The organism is Sphingomonas kyeonggiensis, from assembly GCF_030812785.1.
Taxonomy (GTDB): Bacteria; Pseudomonadota; Alphaproteobacteria; order Sphingomonadales; family Sphingomonadaceae; genus Sphingomonas; species Sphingomonas kyeonggiensis_B.
Genome location: NZ_JAUSTJ010000002.1, coordinates 1,353,918 through 1,369,869, shown reverse-complemented (window position 1 = coordinate 1,369,869; position 15,952 = coordinate 1,353,918). Strand labels below are relative to the sequence as shown.

The window sequence follows — 15,952 nt, the reverse complement described above, 5'->3', positions numbered from 1 at the left end:
CCACCCCTCAATGGCCGACGCCACGCCTACGCCCATGCCTGCCGGAGCTACCGGTGTTCTGGTTTTGGCGTCGGGGGACGTGATTTGGGGCCGTGGCTTCGGTGCCGAAGGCCAGGCAGTCGGCGAGGTGTGCTTCCACACCGCGATGACCGGCTACCAGGAAATCATGACCGACCCGAGCTTCGCCGGGCAGATCATCAATTTCACCTTCCCGCACATTGGTAACGTCGGGGCCAATCCCGACGATATCGAGGCGGACGATCCCCATGCGCTGGGCATGATCGTGCGCGAGGACGTGACCGAGCCGAGCAACTTCCGTTCGACCGAGCCTCTCGATGCCTGGATGAAGAAGCATGCGCGTATCGGCCTGTCGGGCATCGACACGCGCGCGTTGACCCGCCGCATCCGCCTTGCCGGCGCGCCCAATGGCGTGATCGCGCATTCGGCCGAGGGCAAGTTCGACATCCCGCTGCTGCTTGAGATGGCGCGCGCCTGGCCGGGCCTGGAGGGCATGGACCTGGCGATCACCGTGACCGCCGAGACGCACTATGGCTGGGAAGGCGGTGTCTGGCGCCTGGGCTTCGGCTATGATGATGGCGGCCAGGAGGACTCGCGCCCGCATGTCGTCGCTCTCGACTACGGCTCGAAGCGCAACATCTTCCGCAACCTGGTCCAGGCCGGCGCCAAGGTGACCGTGCTGCCGGCACAGGCGACGTTCGAGCAGATCATGGCGTTCAACCCGGACGGCTTTTTCCTGTCGAACGGCCCGGGCGATCCCGCGGCGACCGGCGAATATGCCGTGCCGGTGATCCGCCAGCTGCTCGAGACCGGCAAGCCGCTGTTCGGCATCTGCCTCGGCCACCAGCTGCTGGGCCTCGCCGTGGGCGCCGAGACCACCAAGATGTTCCAGGGCCATCGCGGCGCCAACCATCCGGTCAAGCGGCTGGAAGACGGCGCGGTGGAGATCACCAGCATGAACCACGGCTTCGCGGTCGAGCGCGAGACGCTCCCCGAGAATGCCCGCGAGACGCATGTGTCGCTATTCGACGGCTCGAACGCCGGCATCGAGCTGACCGATCGCTCGGCGTTCTCGGTCCAGTATCATCCCGAGGCCAGCCCGGGCCCGCAGGACAGCCTGTATCTGTTCGAACGGTTCGTGGGGATGATGGGCAAGTGATGGCGAAAGCCTTAATTGCACTCTTTGGGATGCCCCTCGCCGGTTGTCAGGCTTCAGCGCCCCCGCTTTCCGCCCTGCCGGAACGCGCTTTTGTTGTGAGATATGAGCAATTTTCACTCGGTGGATCATATCTTCGCATGGCGAGCGGTGAGAAGCCGGACCAAGATTTGCACGGTAACGCCGTGGAAGATGCGGCCATCTGCACAATATCCGATGTTCGTGTCTTAACTCTCGATCCGGGCAACATTCACGGCGCGACGGTTGTGCTGTTATTACCCGCAAGCACCCGCAAAGAAGTTCTGGCGTGTGTGAAGGACCGATTGCCGCCGGAGGCAAAAATCGAAGGTCCTGTAGAAATCAAAAGCCTAGTTGAGGCGACGAAAAGATAATGCCAAAACGCACCGACATCTCCTCCATCCTCGTCATTGGCGCCGGTCCGATCGTGATCGGCCAGGCTTGCGAGTTCGACTATTCGGGCACGCAGGCGATCAAGGCGCTCAAGGAAGAGGGCTATCGCATCGTCCTGGTCAATTCGAACCCGGCGACGATCATGACCGATCCTGAGTTGGCCGATGCGACCTATGTCGAGCCGATCACGCCGGCGATCGTCGCCAAGATCATCGAGAAGGAGCGCCCCGATGCGGTGCTGCCGACGATGGGCGGACAGACCGCGCTCAACACCGCGCTGGCGCTCGCCAATGACGGCACGCTGGAGAAGTTCGGCTGCATCATGATCGGCGCCGACGCTGAGGCGATCGACAAGGCCGAGGATCGGCTGAAGTTCAAGGACGCGATGACCAAGATCGGGCTCGAAAGCGCCCGCTCGGCGATTGCGCATACCGAGGCAGAGGCGCTGGCCGGGCTCGAGCATGTCGGCCTGCCGGCGATCATCCGCCCCAGCTTCACCATGGGCGGCTCGGGCGGCGGCATCGCCTATAACCGCGAGGAATTCATCGCCATCGTGCGGACGGGCCTCGACCTGTCGCCGACGACCGAGGTGCTGATCGAGGAGTCGCTCCTCGGTTGGAAGGAATATGAGATGGAGGTTGTCCGCGATCGCAAGGACAACGCCATCATCGTGTGCAGCATCGAGAATGTCGATGCGATGGGCACCCACACCGGTGACTCGATCACCGTCGCCCCGGCGCTGACGCTGACCGACAAGGAATACCAGATCATGCGCAATGCATCGATCGCGGTGCTCCGGGAAATCGGCGTGGAAACCGGCGGTTCGAACGTGCAGTTCGCAGTAAATCCGAAGGACGGCCGCCTGATCGTCATCGAGATGAACCCGCGCGTGTCGCGTTCGTCGGCGCTGGCTTCGAAGGCGACCGGCTTCCCGATCGCCAAGGTCGCGGCCAAGCTGGCGGTCGGCTACACGCTCGACGAGATCGACAACGACATCACCGGCGCTACGCCGGCGTCGTTCGAGCCGACCATCGATTACGTGGTCACCAAGATCCCGCGCTTCGCCTTCGAGAAGTTCAAGGGCGCCGAAGCGACCCTCGGCACTGCGATGAAGTCGGTCGGCGAAGTGATGGCGATCGGCCGGAACATCCACGAATCGATGCAGAAGGCGCTGCGCGGTCTCGAAACCGGCCTCTCGGGCTTCAACAATGTCGACAAGCTCGCCGGCGCGCCGCGCGACGAGATCGAGGCGGCGCTGGCCGTGCGCTCGCCCGACCGGCTGCTGATCGCCGCCCAGGCGCTGCGTGAGGGCTTCACCGTGCGCGAGGTCTGCGCGATCGGTCAGTATGACCCCTGGTTCATGGAGCGCCTGGCCGAGATCATCGCGGCCGAGAACGAAGTCGCCAGCAAGGGGCTGCCCCAGGATGCTGCCGGCATGCGCCGCCTCAAGGCGATGGGCTTCAGCGACAAGCGCCTGGCCTTCCTCGCGCTCAAGTCGGCGAACCTGCGCGAGGGCAGCGATGCGATGGCCAAGTCGTCGGGCCTGATCGGCGAAGTCGTCAAGGCGATGACCGGCGGCGTGACCGAGAATGACGTGCGCGCGCACCGCCACAAGCTGGGCGTGCGCCCGGTGTTCAAGCGGATCGACACCTGCGCCGCCGAGTTCGAGGCGAAGACGCCGTACATGTACTCGACCTACGAAGCGCCGAGCTTCGGCGAGCCCGAGAACGAGGCGGCCCCGAGCGATCGCAAGAAGATCGTGATCCTGGGCGGCGGTCCCAACCGCATCGGCCAGGGCATCGAGTTCGACTATTGCTGCTGTCATGCCTGCTTCGCGCTGGCGGATGCGGGCTATGAGACGATCATGGTCAATTGCAACCCGGAGACGGTGAGCACCGACTATGACACGTCGGACCGCCTCTATTTCGAGCCGCTGACCGCCGAGGACGTGCTGGAGATCCTGCACGTCGAGCAGCAAAAGGGCGAGCTGGTCGGCGTGATCGTCCAGTTCGGCGGCCAGACCCCGCTCAACCTCGCCAAGGCGCTGGAGGATGCCGGGATCCCGATCCTGGGCACCTCGCCGGACGCGATCGACCTGGCCGAGGACCGCGAGCGCTTCGCCGACCTGGTCGAGAAGCTGGGTCTCAAGCAGCCGGCCAATGGCCTGGCGCGTACTCGCGACGAGGCGGTGAAGATCGCCGAGCGGATCGGCTATCCGGTGCTGATGCGCCCGTCCTACGTTCTTGGCGGCCGCGCGATGGAGATCGTCGACTCCACCCAGCAGCTCGACGACTATATCCAGACCGCGGTGCAGGTGTCCGGCGACAGCCCCGTGCTGATCGACCAGTATCTGCGCGACGCCGTAGAGGTGGACGTGGACGCCATTTCCGACGGCACCGATGTGGTGGTCGCGGGTGTGCTCCAGCATATCGAGGAAGCCGGCGTCCATTCGGGCGACAGCGCCTGCTCGATCCCGCCCTACAGCCTGCCTGCCGAGATCATCGCCGAGATCGAGCGGCAAACCGAAGCCCTGGCGCGCGCGCTCAAGGTCAAGGGCTTGATGAACATCCAGTTCGCGGTGAAGGACGGCGAGGTCTACCTGATCGAGGTGAATCCGCGTGCCTCGCGCACCGTGCCGTTCGTGGCCAAGGCGATCGGCATTCCGGTGGCGAAGATCGCCAGCCGCGTGATGGCGGGCGAGAAGCTGGCCGACCTGCCTAAGATCGACCGCGACATCGACTATATCGCGGTCAAGGAAGCGGTGTTCCCGTTCAACAAGTTCCCGGGCGTCGATCCGGTGCTGAGCCCCGAGATGAAGTCGACGGGCGAAGTGATGGGCATCGACCTGGACTTCGCGACCAGCTTCGCCAAGGCGCAGCTGGGGGCGGGGACGACCTTGCCGAGTTCGGGCCGCCTGTTCGTCAGCGTCAAGGACACCGACAAGCCGGTGATCCTGCCGGGCGTGCGCCTGCTCACCGAGCTGGGCTTCTCGATCGTGGCGACCGGTGGCACCGCCGATTACCTCGAGGCCGAGGGCATCGAGGTCGAGCGGGTGAACAAGGTGGCCCAGGGCCGCCCGCACATCGTCGATCGTATCCTGGACGGCGACATCGCGCTGATCTTCAACACGACGGAAGGCTGGCAGTCGCTCAAGGACTCGTCGGACATCCGCCGTTCGGCGCTCAACCTCAAGATCCCGTACTTCACCACGGCGCAGGCAAGCGTCGCGGCGGCGCGGGCGATCGAGGCGCTGTCGAAGCACAGCCTGGACGTGCGGCCGCTGCAGGAATTCTACGCGAGCCGGGGGTGAGCTTCTCCCCTCCCGCACGCGGGAGGGGGTAAGAGCGGCTTGTCCCGCACCATAACTTTCCTAGCCTTGCGGAGCGGACGCCGCGGGCTTATTATTCGCGTTCGCACAATTGATCTCCCCCATCAGTATCCATGTGCGGGCGTTCCCCCTGGGGGCGCTTGTGGGACGGGGCGTTTTGAAGGACTTGGTGGATGGCTACGGTCGATAAGATGCCGATGCTTCAGGAAGGCTATGACAAGCTCGTTGCGGAGCTGAAGCGCCTGAAAATCGAGCGCCCGCTGATCGTGGATGCGATCGAAGAGGCGCGCGCGCATGGCGACCTTTCGGAAAATGCCGAATATCACGCCGCCAAGGAGCAGCAGGGCCAGAACGAGGCGACGATCGCCGATATCGAGGGCAAGCTCAGCCGCGCCCAGATCATCGACCCGCGCGAGCTTTCGGGTGATCGGGTCGTGTTCGGCGCGACGGTGACGCTGCTCGACGAGGACGACAAGCCGATCAAGTACCAGATCGTCGGCGAGACCGAGGCGGACGTCAGCCGTGGCCGCATCTCGTACAACTCGCCGATCGGCCGCGCGCTGATCGGGCGCAAGGTGGACGAAGAGGTCGAGGTCTCGGTGCCCGCCGGTGACCGCTATTATCTGGTGTCGCAGATCGAATTCATCTGAGCGTGAGGTTCCGCGACTTCCCGGCGACGATCACGATCTCGGCGGTCACGGCGCTGGTCAGCGCCCTGATCCTGATCGCCAACCAGCTTCCCACCGCCGCAGTGCTCGCCGGCTTCATTCCGGCGCGCCTGCAGCAGGAGTTGCTCGCGCCCGATATCTGGGCGGTGCCGGCATGGCTGACGCCACTCACCACGCTGTTCATCCATGCCAGCGCGCTGCAGATCTTCTTCAACGTGCTGATGTTGGTGATCACCGGGCAGAGGACCGAGCAGGCGATCGGCTGGCCGCAATTCGTGCTGCTCTATGTGATCGGCGCCTTCGCGGCGTCCGCCGCCTATGCGCTGATCGCGCCCATGGCAATGTGGCCGATGCTCGGCATGAGCGGTGCGCTGTCGGCGGTGATCGGCGCCTATTCGCTGCTCTATGGCCAGCCGCGCAATCCGCCTATCGGTCCCTTTTCGGCGCGGACCGTGCACGTGTTTTGGCTAGCCGCTGCCTGGGCGGCGATCAGCCTGGTGACGGCGCTGCTGCAGACGCCCCCGGAGGGCGTTTCGCGCACTATGGTGCTGGCCTGGGGCGCTGCTGCCCCGATCGGGGGATTCCTCGCGGGCCTGGGCGTCGCCCGGCCGCTCTTCATGTGGCACTGGCGGAAGGCCTGAAGGCCGGTCCTGCCTGACTGCCCCCCGGCCGCTGGGCCGGGGATCAGTTCCGCGTCGCTCAGGCCAGGTCGGGCTCGAGCAGGCGGTGCAGGTGCACCACCACATAGCGCATCTCGGCATCGTCCACGGTGCGCTGGGCAGCGCCGCGCCACGCATTCTCCGCGCTGGCATAGTCCGGGAAGATGCCGACGACGTCGAGCTTGGACGGGTCAACAAAGTCGAGCGTCTGCGGATCGGTCACGCGACCGCCGAAGACGAGGTGCAGTTTGCTCATTGGGCCTCCGAAAACACTTTCTGGTTTTATAGAGGCCTCTAGGAAGCAGGCGCGCCGGCCTCAAGCCTTTTGCGTCGCACCCTTCGCCGCATCGACCAGATTGCCGAACAGCGCGCCCACGCGCTCCTTGGCATCGTCGCGGCTGGGGAGCAGCGCGTCGAACTCCGCCTTGCCGGCATCCTTCACCGCCTGGACGGTGCCGGTGACCTTGTCGGCGATCTGGCGCCCCGTCGCGTCGAGCAGCTCGCGCTCCTTCTGGCTGCGCGGGATCAGCATGCCGATCAGCACGCCCAGTGCGACGCCGCCGGCGACCAGCACATAGGGGTTCTCGGTCAGGCTCTCGCCCTGCGCGGTCGCGGGGCCGTTCGAGGGATTGGTGCTCATCACGAGAATCCTTTCTTGCCTTTACGCTTCAAACCCGTGGCCGGGTCGCGAGTTTCATGCCGCTTGCCGAGGATGTCGCCGATCCAGCCCCGGGCCATGACCAGGCCCACCGTGGCGGCGATGCCGGCAGCGGCGAGGGGACGGCTGCGCACCGCCTCGGCACCCTTGCGCGCGACGGTGGCGACGCCGTGGGCGGCGGTCTCGACCGCGTCCTGCGCGAGGTTGGAAGGGCTGAGCCGCTCCTGCACCTGGCCCAGCGTGCCGAACAGCCGTGTCCTGGCCGCATCGATCCTTGCCCTGGCAGCATCCACGTCGTGTGGATTGTCGCTCATGGCTTTTCCTTGAAGATACGCTTTACGTGCGTCCAGGCGAGCCAGCCCATCAGTCCGGCGATGGCGAGGAACGCCAGCACGACAATCAGGGTGGCGAAGCCGGGCCCGACGAGCGGGGAGAGGGTGAACACCAGCCCGATGACCAGCGCCACCGCGGCGGCCTGGGCGAGGACGAGCGCCACCGCGCCCATCCAGAGCATCGCCCGGGCATCGCGCAGCTTCGAGCGCAGCAGCGTGCGGTAATAGCCGATCTCGGCATCGGCATAGGCCCTGCCATCCTCGACGAGCTGCTGGAGCAGGTCGCCGATGGACTTCTCTTCAGGCTGCGGCGCGTCCACCCCCCGTTTCGCCGCTTACGACTTGTCGGTGTCCGCCGCATCCGAGGCGGCATCGATGCCCGACTTGATCAGCCGCGCGAGCACGAAGCCCAGGCCCGCCGCGACGCCGACCGCGATCGCGGGGCTCTTGCGGACGAACGCCGTGACGTCCTCGAGCAGGTCGTCGACTTCCTTGCCGCGCAGGCTCTCCGAGAAATTGGCGATGCCGTCCGCTGCGGAGCGGGCATATTTGCCGTACTGCTCGCCCAGCCGCGCATCGACGTCGAGCGCCGCCGACTGCATCATCTTGGCGACCTCATCGAGCGCGCCGGTCGCCTTCTCCTTGCCTTCGCTGGCAAAGGCGCGGGCGCGGTCCGCCGCGTCGCTGCCGATCTCGCCGGCCTTTTCGCGGATCGTGTCCGCCGCGGAACGCTTCGTGGTCTCGGCAGTGGTCTCCGCCGCCCCGTCGATCGTTTCGCCCGTCGTTTCGTCAGCCATGCCAAAAACCCTCCATGCCTTTCGCGAAACAACAACGGCCACGTTTGCGAGTTCCATCCGGAGCCGTTAGAGGCCGCGTCGCGCCCTCAATACCCCATATCTAGGGAGACCGTTTCGTGACCGCAATCATCGACGTCCATGCTCGCCAAATCCTCGACAGCCGGGGCAACCCCACCGTCGAGGTCGACGTGATGCTCGAGGACGGCAGCTTCGGCCGCGCCGCGGTGCCCTCGGGCGCCTCGACCGGCGCGCATGAGGCCGTGGAAATGCGCGACGGCGACAAGTCGCGCTGGCTCGGCAAGGGTGTCGACAAGGCGGTCGAGGCCGTCAACAGCGAGATCTTCGAGGAAGTCGTCGGCATGGAAGCCGAGGACCAGGCCGATCTCGACACCGCGATGATCGAACTCGACGGCACCGAGAACAAGGGCCGCCTGGGCGCCAACGCCATCCTGGGCGTGAGCCTCGCCGCCGCCAAGGCCGCTGCCGACGCGCGCGGCCTGCCGCTCTATCGCTATGTCGGCGGCGTCAACGCGCATGTCCTGCCGGTGCCGATGATGAACATCATCAATGGCGGCGAGCATGCCGACAACCCGATCGACTTCCAGGAATTCATGATCGTGCCGGTCGGCGCGGAGAACATCGTCGAGGCGGTGCGCTGCGGCTCGGAGATCTTCCACACGCTCAAGAAGAAGCTGCACGAGAAGGGCCTGGCCACCGGCGTGGGCGACGAGGGCGGCTTCGCGCCGAACATCGCCAGCACCACCGAGGCGCTGGACTTCATCATGAGCTCGATCGAGGCCGCCGGCTACAAGCCGGGCGACGACGTGATGCTCGCGCTCGACTGCGCCGCCACCGAGTACTACAAGGACGGCGCCTACAAGATGGTGGGCGAGGGCAAGACCTTCTCGAGCCAAGAGAACGCGGACTTCCTCGCCGAGCTGGCCGCCAAGTATCCGATCTTCTCGATCGAGGACGGCATGGCCGAGGACGACTGGGAAGGCTGGAAGGCGCTGACCGAGAAGCTGGGCGGCAAGGTCCAGCTGGTCGGCGACGACCTGTTCGTGACCAATCCGAAGCGCCTGCTGCGCGGCATCGAGGGCGGCTATGCCAACTCGCTGCTCGTGAAGGTCAACCAGATCGGCACGCTGACCGAGACGCTGGAAGCGGTGAGCCTGGCGCAGCGCTCGTCCTACACCGCGGTGATGTCGCACCGCTCGGGCGAGACCGAGGACGCGACGATCGCCGATCTGGCGGTCGCCACCAACTGCGGCCAGATCAAGACGGGCTCGCTGGCGCGGTCTGACCGGCTTGCCAAGTACAACCAGCTGATCCGCATCGAGGAAGAGCTGGGGGATGCGGCGGTTTATGCCGGGCGGAGTGTGCTGAAGAAGTAAGGTTTGGGCACTGCCCCTCCTGCTGATGCGGGAGGGGCAGGGCGAATTGGTGGTGGCGCCAGGGGTGGGACCTCCTGCCCCGGGCAATGCCGCCGATATTGTGCAAATGATGTGCGCGGACACTATTTGTGCCGCCGTCTGGGCATTGTCCCGCGGGCCAAGATATCGTTATGTGAACTTGGCCATCGCACTTGCTAGCCGGCCAGCCACGTTATCTTGCCGGAGCGGCCCACAAGCAAATGTCGACTTTGCATAATTCGGAAGGCGGCAGTGGCGAAGAGCGTCTCCGCATCATCTTTTTTCATGGCTTGAACGGCCACTATACCAAGACTTGGACGAGCTTCGGCCGGGGCGGGGTCTTTTGGCCCGATTGGCTTCTTGAAGATGCCCCCGGCACGCGAGTGACGACGGTGCAATATGATGCATCCCCAAGTCATTGGTTTTCGGCTGGAATGCCGATCGCGGATCGGGCTGCAAATATTGCTGCGCAGCTGGCGTCGGAAGGCATGCTTGATATGCCGCTGGCCTTGGTTGGCCACAGTCTTGGCGGGAATATCATTAAAGCATTGATTCGGCACCTTAGCGACCATCAGTCAGTGAACGAGAAATATAGAATATTACTCAACAACATAAGGTTGGTGATATTTCTCGGCACCCCGCATGCTGGGTCTCGGGCTCAAAGATCGCTTCCTGGTCTCGTACAAGCTGGGCTTCGCTACACCAAACTTGTTCGGGAACTGGACGCAGATTCCACGACGCTTCGAGATTTGAATCAATGGTATCGCTCAAATGCTCCGGAGGCGGCTAAGCATCTGGTTCTGGTGGAGGCGCAGCGCACTGGTGGCGTTACCATTGTGTCGCCGTCAAGTTCCGATCCGGGACTATCGAGCGTAGTCCCAATCCCGATCGATTCGACGCATATCCGGATCAGCAAGCCATCGAGCCGCGATAGCGAGATCTACAAGGTCATCCTCGATGCGGTTAAGGATGCTTTGTCGGATAGTCTTTCGCCGGTGCTTCAAGATCCAGTCAGCCTGGGCAGGGATCCAGCCGAAAGAACGCAACGCCGCCAGCGCGGGATCGGCTCGCGTATGGACGCCCACAGAAAATCGTTGATCGAAGCCGCCGAGCAGAGGCCGTTTACCATCCTGCTTTGTGGCCCGCCGGCGTTGGATCCGCCTGTACCAGGCGCTGCACTCTGCACAAGGATCGGCGACCTGCTCCTCAGCGACGGTTTCGACGTCGTGTTCGGGCAGGCGCGAGGCATGGCCAACCCTCGGCTGGGCAAGAATGATAATGTCCTCGGAAGGGAATTGGATTTTATTGCTTCTCAGTGCAACGCGGTGATCGTCGTTGCGAGCGGCGCGAGCGGCTGGACGGAACTGGGGCTGTTTGGCTGGCACATCGCAAGCGACAAGGCTGCGCGCGAGAAGGGAATCGACATCGTCGTCCTGGCCGACGATGACGAGGTCGACAGCGGTCAATTCATCAGGGAAGGCCCGATAGCCTACGCCGATGCCGCGGGGCGTGCCGATATCGTTTCCATGCGAACCTATGATCCCAGCGCAATCCTTTCACGGATGCGCGCGCGACGCAGCCCTCCCAGGCCCCTCCGCACCAATACGGGCCTTGCGCGCGAGGCGTGGTTAAGCGAAAAACACCATATGCGATCGCGTACTGCTTCTCCCTTCCAGACCCTTTTGCGCCGGGCCGGGCTGCCCGCGGTGACGCTGATCGCCATCGGCTTTTTCGCCTATAATGCCGTGCTCGGGCCCACCGGTGTGATGCAGACCAAGCTGATCAAGGCCGAGTACCAGCAGAAGCAGTCCGATTATGCCGCGCTCGACAAGCAGCGCGCGGCGCTGAAGAACCGCGTCGACCTGCTCGACCAGAAGCGCGGCGTCGATCCCGACCTGGCGGACGAGCTGGCGCGCAAGCAGCTCAACGTCGTCCGCCCGGACGAAGTGGTCATTCCGCTGCAGAAGCACGGTCCCGCGCCAACAGGGCGCTAAGTGCCTGGGCGAGCGTCGTCGCCCCCTTCATCCTTTCCGCCGAAGGATCGCCGAACGCGATCCAGCCCTGGTTGAACCCGTCGAGCATCTGGATGCGGGGCAGGGGATTGGCCATGCCCTGATCGCGGAACAGCGTCTCCCAGCTGTCGCGGGGTACCGGCTGCACATCGACCGGGTGGCCGATCAGCGCCGCGAAGGTGCCGGCGATCGCCTCGGGCGAGACCGGGGCCGGCCCTTCGAGCTCGACCATGCGCAGGCCGCGCCAGTTCTGTCGCATCAGCGACGCCGCGGCGCGCCCGACATCGCCCGCCGAGACCATCGGGATCGCGTGGCTGACCGGCTGCAGGAAGGAGGTGATCCGTCCCTCGCGTGCCGGCGCCACGTCCCAGGCGGCATTCTCCATGAACCAGGCGGCGCGCAGGAAGGTGACGGGCATCGGCAGGTCGCGCAGCGCGTCCTCGAACAGGCCGAGCTGGTTGAGCAGGTTCGGTTGCACCGCCCGGGCACCGATCGTGGACAGCGCCACGACGCGCGCCGGCCTAGCTGCCAGCAGCGCCTCTCGCACCGACTCGATCATCGCGCGGGCATCGGGGAAGCCCGGGCGCGGATCGAAGGCCGGGGGCAGCATCACGAACACGGCCTCGACACCGCGCATCGTCTGGGTGAGCGCGGCGACATCAGCGATCTCGCCCGTCACCAGTTCGACCTTCCCTTGCCAGCGCGTCGCGCGCGCAGGATCGCGTACCAGGGCGCGCAGTTCCACATCCTCTGCCATCAGCGCTTCGGCGAGCGCGCCGCCCACCTGTCCGGTCAGTCCCGTCATTGCGTACATTGTCGATCTCCTTGTCTCGCGAGCGAGATAGGCGCGGGCGCTCTTTGACTGTAACGCCGATCTGTCAGATCATTCATGACGGCAATGCAGGGGTTCCGCAGTGTTCGACGATCGATTGCTCGCAGGCGTCCGCGTGCTGGTGGCGGTGGTGGAGGCGGGGAGCTTCACTGGTGCCGCCCCCATGCTGGGACTGACCGACTCGGCGGTGTCGCGGGCGATCGGCCGGCTCGAGACACGGGTCGGGGCGCGGCTGTTCGATCGGACCACCCGGTCGCTCCGGCTGACCGAGGCCGGTGCCCGGTTCCACGCCTCGGTCGCGCCGCTGCTCGACGGGATCGCCGAGGCGGCCGAGGCGCTTGGCGGCAGCACGCGCCGGATCACGGGGCGGTTGCGCGCCGATGTCGATTCCCATTTCGCCAGCACCGTGCTCGCGCCGCGCCTGCCCGAATTCCTCGACGCGCATCCCGAACTTGAACTCGAACTGCTCGCACGGGGCCGGCCCGACGACCTGGTGCGCGAGGGGATCGACGTGGCGATTCGCTTCGGGCCGCCCGAATCCCGCTCGCTGGTGACGCGCACGCTCGCCGAGACTCGCGTGCTGACCGTCGCCGCGCCGGCCTGGATCGCGCGCCATGGCCGGCTTGGCCATCCCGGGGAGCTTGCGGCGCATCGCTGCATCCACTTCAACGACCCGCGCACGGGGCGTCCCTTCGACTGGGAGTTCCGCCGCGGCGGCGAATTGGTCGAAGTCGCGGCGGGCAGGGGGCTGATCACCGCCGACGGCGCCACGATGATCGCCGCCTGCGTCGCCGGTGCCGGGGTCGCGCAGACGCTCGCGATCGGGGTGGCGCCGCTCCTCGCCAGCGGTGCGCTGGTCGAGTTGTTTCCCGATTGGCCCGACGAGCGCTTCCCCCTGCACGCGCTCTATCCGTCGGGCCGCCACGTGCCTGCCAAGGTGCGGGCTTTCCTCGATTTCTGCACGGGATTGCTCGCACGCCCGGTCTGATTGCGTTTGTTGCAATGCAACGTGCGGAAACCGCATTTCTGGTTGCAGAGACTGCAATTGCCGTAGCGGCACGTGAACGGCACGCGCATTCCCGCGTTAGTTGCGCGGCGGGCGAAAACGCGCTTATAGGCACCCGCCTTCCCCCTCCCCGGACGAGGATTTCCTGTGGCCAAAGCACCGGCACGCAAAACGACTGAACCCGCAAAGACCAACCGCGAGCGGCCCGACGAGCCGAAGCGGTATGAGGCTTCCAAGGAGCAGCTGCTCGAATTCTACAAGCAGATGCTGCTGATCCGCCGCTTCGAGGAGAAGGCCGGCCAGCTCTATGGCCTCGGCTTCATCGGCGGCTTCTGCCACCTGTATATCGGCCAGGAAGCCGTTGCGGTCGGCCTGCAGTCCGCGCTCGACGGCGAGAAGGACTCGGTGATCACCGGCTATCGCGACCATGGCCACATGCTCGCCTATGGCATCGATCCCAAGGTGATCATGGCCGAGCTGACCGGTCGCGCTGCTGGCATCAGCCGCGGCAAGGGCGGCTCGATGCACATGTTCTCGACCGAGAAGAAGTTCTACGGCGGCCACGGCATCGTCGGCGCGCAGGTCGCGCTCGGCACGGGTCTCGCCTTCGCCCACAAGTATAACGAGGATGGCGGCGTCGCCATGGCCTATTTCGGCGACGGCGCCGCGAACCAGGGCCAGGTGTATGAGAGCTTCAACATGGCCGAGCTGTGGAAGCTCCCGATCATCTATGTGATCGAGAACAACCAGTATGCCATGGGCACCTCGGTCAACCGATCGTCGGCCGAAGACCAGCTCTACAAGCGCGGCGAGAGCTTCCGCATCCCCGGCATCCAGGTGGACGGCATGGACGTGCTCGCCTGCCGCGGTGCCGCAGAGGAGGCGCTGGCCTGGGTCCGCTCGGGCAAGGGTCCGATCATCCTCGAGATGAAGACCTATCGCTACCGTGGCCACTCGATGTCCGACCCGGCAAAGTATCGTTCGCGCGAGGAAGTCCAGTCGGTCCGCGACAAGTCGGATCCGATCGAGCAGGTCAAGCGCGAGCTTGAGGAGATGAAGGTCTCCGAGGCAGATCTGAAGGCGATCGAGGCCGAGATCCGCAAGATCGTGAACGAGTCCGCCGACTTCGCCGAGCAGACCCCCGAACCCGATCCTTCCGAACTGTATACCGACGTGCTGGTGGAGTCCTACTGAGATGGCGATCGAACTGAAGATGCCGGCGCTCTCGCCCACCATGGAAGAGGGCACGCTCGCCAAGTGGCTCGTCAAGGAAGGCGACACGGTCAAGTCGGGCGACATCCTGGCTGAGATCGAGACCGACAAGGCGACGATGGAGTTCGAGGCGGTCGACGAGGGCACGATCTCGAAGATCCTGGTCGCCGAGGGTACCGATAATGTGAAGGTCGGCACTGTGATCGCGACGATCGCGGGTGAGGGTGAGGATGCCACCGCGGCTCCGGCCCCGGCACCTGCCGCGGCTCCGGCACCGACACCTGCTCCCGCTGCGGCCGAGCCGGCTGCCGGCGAGGACGGTGGTCCGAAGAAGGCCGACAGTGGCACCAAGCAGCTCGCCAGCGAGAAGGCCGCCACGGTCAAGGATCCCGCGATCCCCGAGGGCACCGAGATGGTCAAGGTGACCGTCCGCGAGGCGCTGCGCGACGCGATGGCCGAGGAGATGCGCAAGGATCCGCGCGTCTTCGTGATGGGCGAGGAAGTTGCCGAGTATCAGGGCGCCTACAAGGTGACCCAGGGCCTGCTCGAGGAGTTCGGCCCGAAGCGCGTGATCGACACGCCGATCACCGAGTATGGCTTTGCCGGCCTCGGCTCGGGCGCGGCGATGGGCGGCCTCAAGCCGATCGTCGAGTTCATGACCTTCAACTTCGCGATGCAGGCGATCGACCACATCGTGAACTCGGCGGCCAAGACCAACTACATGTCCGGCGGCCAGATGCGCTGCCCGATCGTGTTCCGCGGCCCCAACGGCGCGGCTTCGCGCGTCGGTGCGCAGCACTCGCAGAACTATGGCCCGTGGTACGCCAGCGTTCCCGGCCTGATCGTGATCGCACCCTATGATGCGCAGGACGCCAAGGGCCTGCTCAAGGCGGCGATCCGCTCGGAAGACCCGGTCGTGTTCCTCGAGAACGAGCTGATGTACGGTCGTCACTTCGAGATCCCCAAGCTCGACGATTATGTCCTGCCGATCGGCAAGGCGCGCATCGTCCGCGAGGGCAAGGACGTCACGATCGTCAGCTACTCGATCGGCGTGGGCGTGGCGCTCGAAGCAGCCGACAAGCTGGCTGCCGAGGGCGTGGATGCCGAGGTGGTCGATCTGCGCACGCTGCGCCCGCTCGACACGGCTACCGTACTGGAGAGCCTGAAGAAGACCAACCGCCTGGTCGTGGTCGAGGAAGGCTGGCCGACCTGCTCGATCGCGTCGGAGATCGCGGCGGTTGTGATGGAGCAGGGCTTCGATGATCTCGACGCGCCGGTGCTGCGCGTGACCAATGAGGACGTTCCGCTGCCTTATGCGGCGAACCTCGAGAAGCTGGCGCTGATCACCGCGGACAAGGTGGTAGCAGCGGTGAAGAAGGTCACCTACAAGGCCTGATCTTCGGCCGGATACCGAACACGGAAAAGGCCGGGGGAGACCCCGGCCTTTTTCT

The 15,952-nt window shown here is 65.3% G+C and carries 16 protein-coding genes; 10 read left to right on the top strand and 6 right to left on the bottom strand.

The window, feature by feature from the left end; all coding sequences use genetic code 11:
- Nucleotides 1-10 precede the first annotated feature (10 nt).
- From carA to J2W22_RS16100, 5 genes are all read left to right on the top strand, one after another.
- The gene (gene carA / locus J2W22_RS16120) at nt 11-1,177 is read left to right on the top strand and encodes a glutamine-hydrolyzing carbamoyl-phosphate synthase small subunit (protein WP_307119252.1); all 1,167 of its coding nucleotides are present in this window, start codon (nt 11-13) and stop codon (nt 1,175-1,177) included.
- Nucleotides 1,174-1,566, top strand: a complete 393-nt coding sequence (locus tag J2W22_RS16115) for a hypothetical protein (RefSeq protein WP_307119251.1) — start codon at nt 1,174-1,176, stop codon at nt 1,564-1,566. Before carA ends, J2W22_RS16115 begins: the two co-directional genes overlap by 4 nt.
- Nucleotides 1,566-4,895 (top strand): carbamoyl-phosphate synthase large subunit, encoded by a 3,330-nt coding sequence (gene carB / locus J2W22_RS16110; RefSeq protein ID WP_307119250.1) that lies wholly within the window; start codon nt 1,566-1,568, stop codon nt 4,893-4,895. The genes J2W22_RS16115 and carB overlap by 1 nt, the downstream gene beginning before the upstream one ends.
- A 191-nt stretch (nt 4,896-5,086) precedes the next feature.
- The gene (greA, locus tag J2W22_RS16105; RefSeq protein ID WP_307119249.1) at nt 5,087-5,563 is read left to right on the top strand and encodes a transcription elongation factor GreA; all 477 of its coding nucleotides are present in this window, start codon (nt 5,087-5,089) and stop codon (nt 5,561-5,563) included.
- 2 nt (nt 5,564-5,565) lie between these two features.
- Nucleotides 5,566-6,222: a rhomboid family intramembrane serine protease gene (locus J2W22_RS16100; protein ID WP_307119248.1), complete on the top strand. Its 657-nt coding sequence runs from the start codon at nt 5,566-5,568 to the stop codon at nt 6,220-6,222.
- A gap of 58 nt (nt 6,223-6,280) precedes the next feature.
- Here the strand turns inward: J2W22_RS16100 and J2W22_RS16095 are convergent, their stop codons facing one another.
- The 5 genes from J2W22_RS16095 to J2W22_RS16075 are packed head-to-tail and all read right to left on the bottom strand — an operon-like array spanning nt 6,281 to nt 8,027.
- On the bottom strand, nt 6,281-6,496 hold the full coding sequence (locus tag J2W22_RS16095) for a DUF4170 domain-containing protein (RefSeq protein WP_307119247.1): 216 nt from the start codon (nt 6,494-6,496) through the stop codon (nt 6,281-6,283).
- A 60-nt stretch (nt 6,497-6,556) separates the two neighbouring features.
- Nucleotides 6,557-6,880, bottom strand: a complete 324-nt coding sequence (locus tag J2W22_RS16090; protein ID WP_307119246.1) for a hypothetical protein — start codon at nt 6,878-6,880, stop codon at nt 6,557-6,559.
- The gene (locus J2W22_RS16085) at nt 6,880-7,212 is read right to left on the bottom strand and encodes a DUF3618 domain-containing protein (protein ID WP_307119245.1); all 333 of its coding nucleotides are present in this window, start codon (nt 7,210-7,212) and stop codon (nt 6,880-6,882) included. Before J2W22_RS16085 ends, J2W22_RS16090 begins: the two co-directional genes overlap by 1 nt.
- Nucleotides 7,209-7,550, bottom strand: a complete 342-nt coding sequence (locus J2W22_RS16080) for a phage holin family protein (RefSeq protein WP_307119244.1) — start codon at nt 7,548-7,550, stop codon at nt 7,209-7,211. The genes J2W22_RS16085 and J2W22_RS16080 overlap by 4 nt, the downstream gene beginning before the upstream one ends.
- 15 nt (nt 7,551-7,565) lie before the next feature.
- Nucleotides 7,566-8,027: a hypothetical protein gene (locus J2W22_RS16075; protein ID WP_307119243.1), complete on the bottom strand. Its 462-nt coding sequence runs from the start codon at nt 8,025-8,027 to the stop codon at nt 7,566-7,568.
- A gap of 116 nt (nt 8,028-8,143) precedes the next feature.
- Here J2W22_RS16075 and eno point away from each other — a divergent pair, with 116 nt between their 5' ends.
- Nucleotides 8,144-9,421, top strand: a complete 1,278-nt coding sequence (gene eno, locus J2W22_RS16070) for a phosphopyruvate hydratase (protein WP_307119242.1) — start codon at nt 8,144-8,146, stop codon at nt 9,419-9,421.
- A 239-nt stretch (nt 9,422-9,660) separates the two neighbouring features.
- Complete coding sequence (locus tag J2W22_RS16065; protein WP_307119241.1) at nt 9,661-11,433, top strand: septum formation initiator family protein; 1,773 nt, start codon at nt 9,661-9,663, stop codon at nt 11,431-11,433.
- On the opposite strand, the gene J2W22_RS16060 is transcribed toward J2W22_RS16065, so the two are convergent.
- Nucleotides 11,390-12,265 (bottom strand): NAD(P)H-binding protein, encoded by an 876-nt coding sequence (locus J2W22_RS16060; protein WP_307119240.1) that lies wholly within the window; start codon nt 12,263-12,265, stop codon nt 11,390-11,392. The genes J2W22_RS16065 and J2W22_RS16060 overlap by 44 nt on opposite strands.
- Nucleotides 12,266-12,365: 100 nt before the next feature.
- Between J2W22_RS16060 and J2W22_RS16055 the strand changes: the two genes are divergently transcribed.
- The 3 genes from J2W22_RS16055 to J2W22_RS16045 all read left to right on the top strand — a co-directional run bounded on the left by J2W22_RS16055 (nt 12,366) and on the right by J2W22_RS16045 (nt 15,897).
- Nucleotides 12,366-13,271 (top strand): LysR family transcriptional regulator, encoded by a 906-nt coding sequence (locus tag J2W22_RS16055; RefSeq protein WP_307119239.1) that lies wholly within the window; start codon nt 12,366-12,368, stop codon nt 13,269-13,271.
- A gap of 165 nt (nt 13,272-13,436) precedes the next feature.
- Nucleotides 13,437-14,483 (top strand): pyruvate dehydrogenase (acetyl-transferring) E1 component subunit alpha, encoded by a 1,047-nt coding sequence (gene pdhA / locus J2W22_RS16050; protein WP_307119238.1) that lies wholly within the window; start codon nt 13,437-13,439, stop codon nt 14,481-14,483.
- A gap of 1 nt (nt 14,484) precedes the next feature.
- Entirely contained in the window at nt 14,485-15,897 is a 1,413-nt protein-coding gene (locus tag J2W22_RS16045; RefSeq protein ID WP_307119237.1) for a pyruvate dehydrogenase complex E1 component subunit beta, read from the top strand.
- Nucleotides 15,898-15,952: the final 55 nt, after the last annotated feature.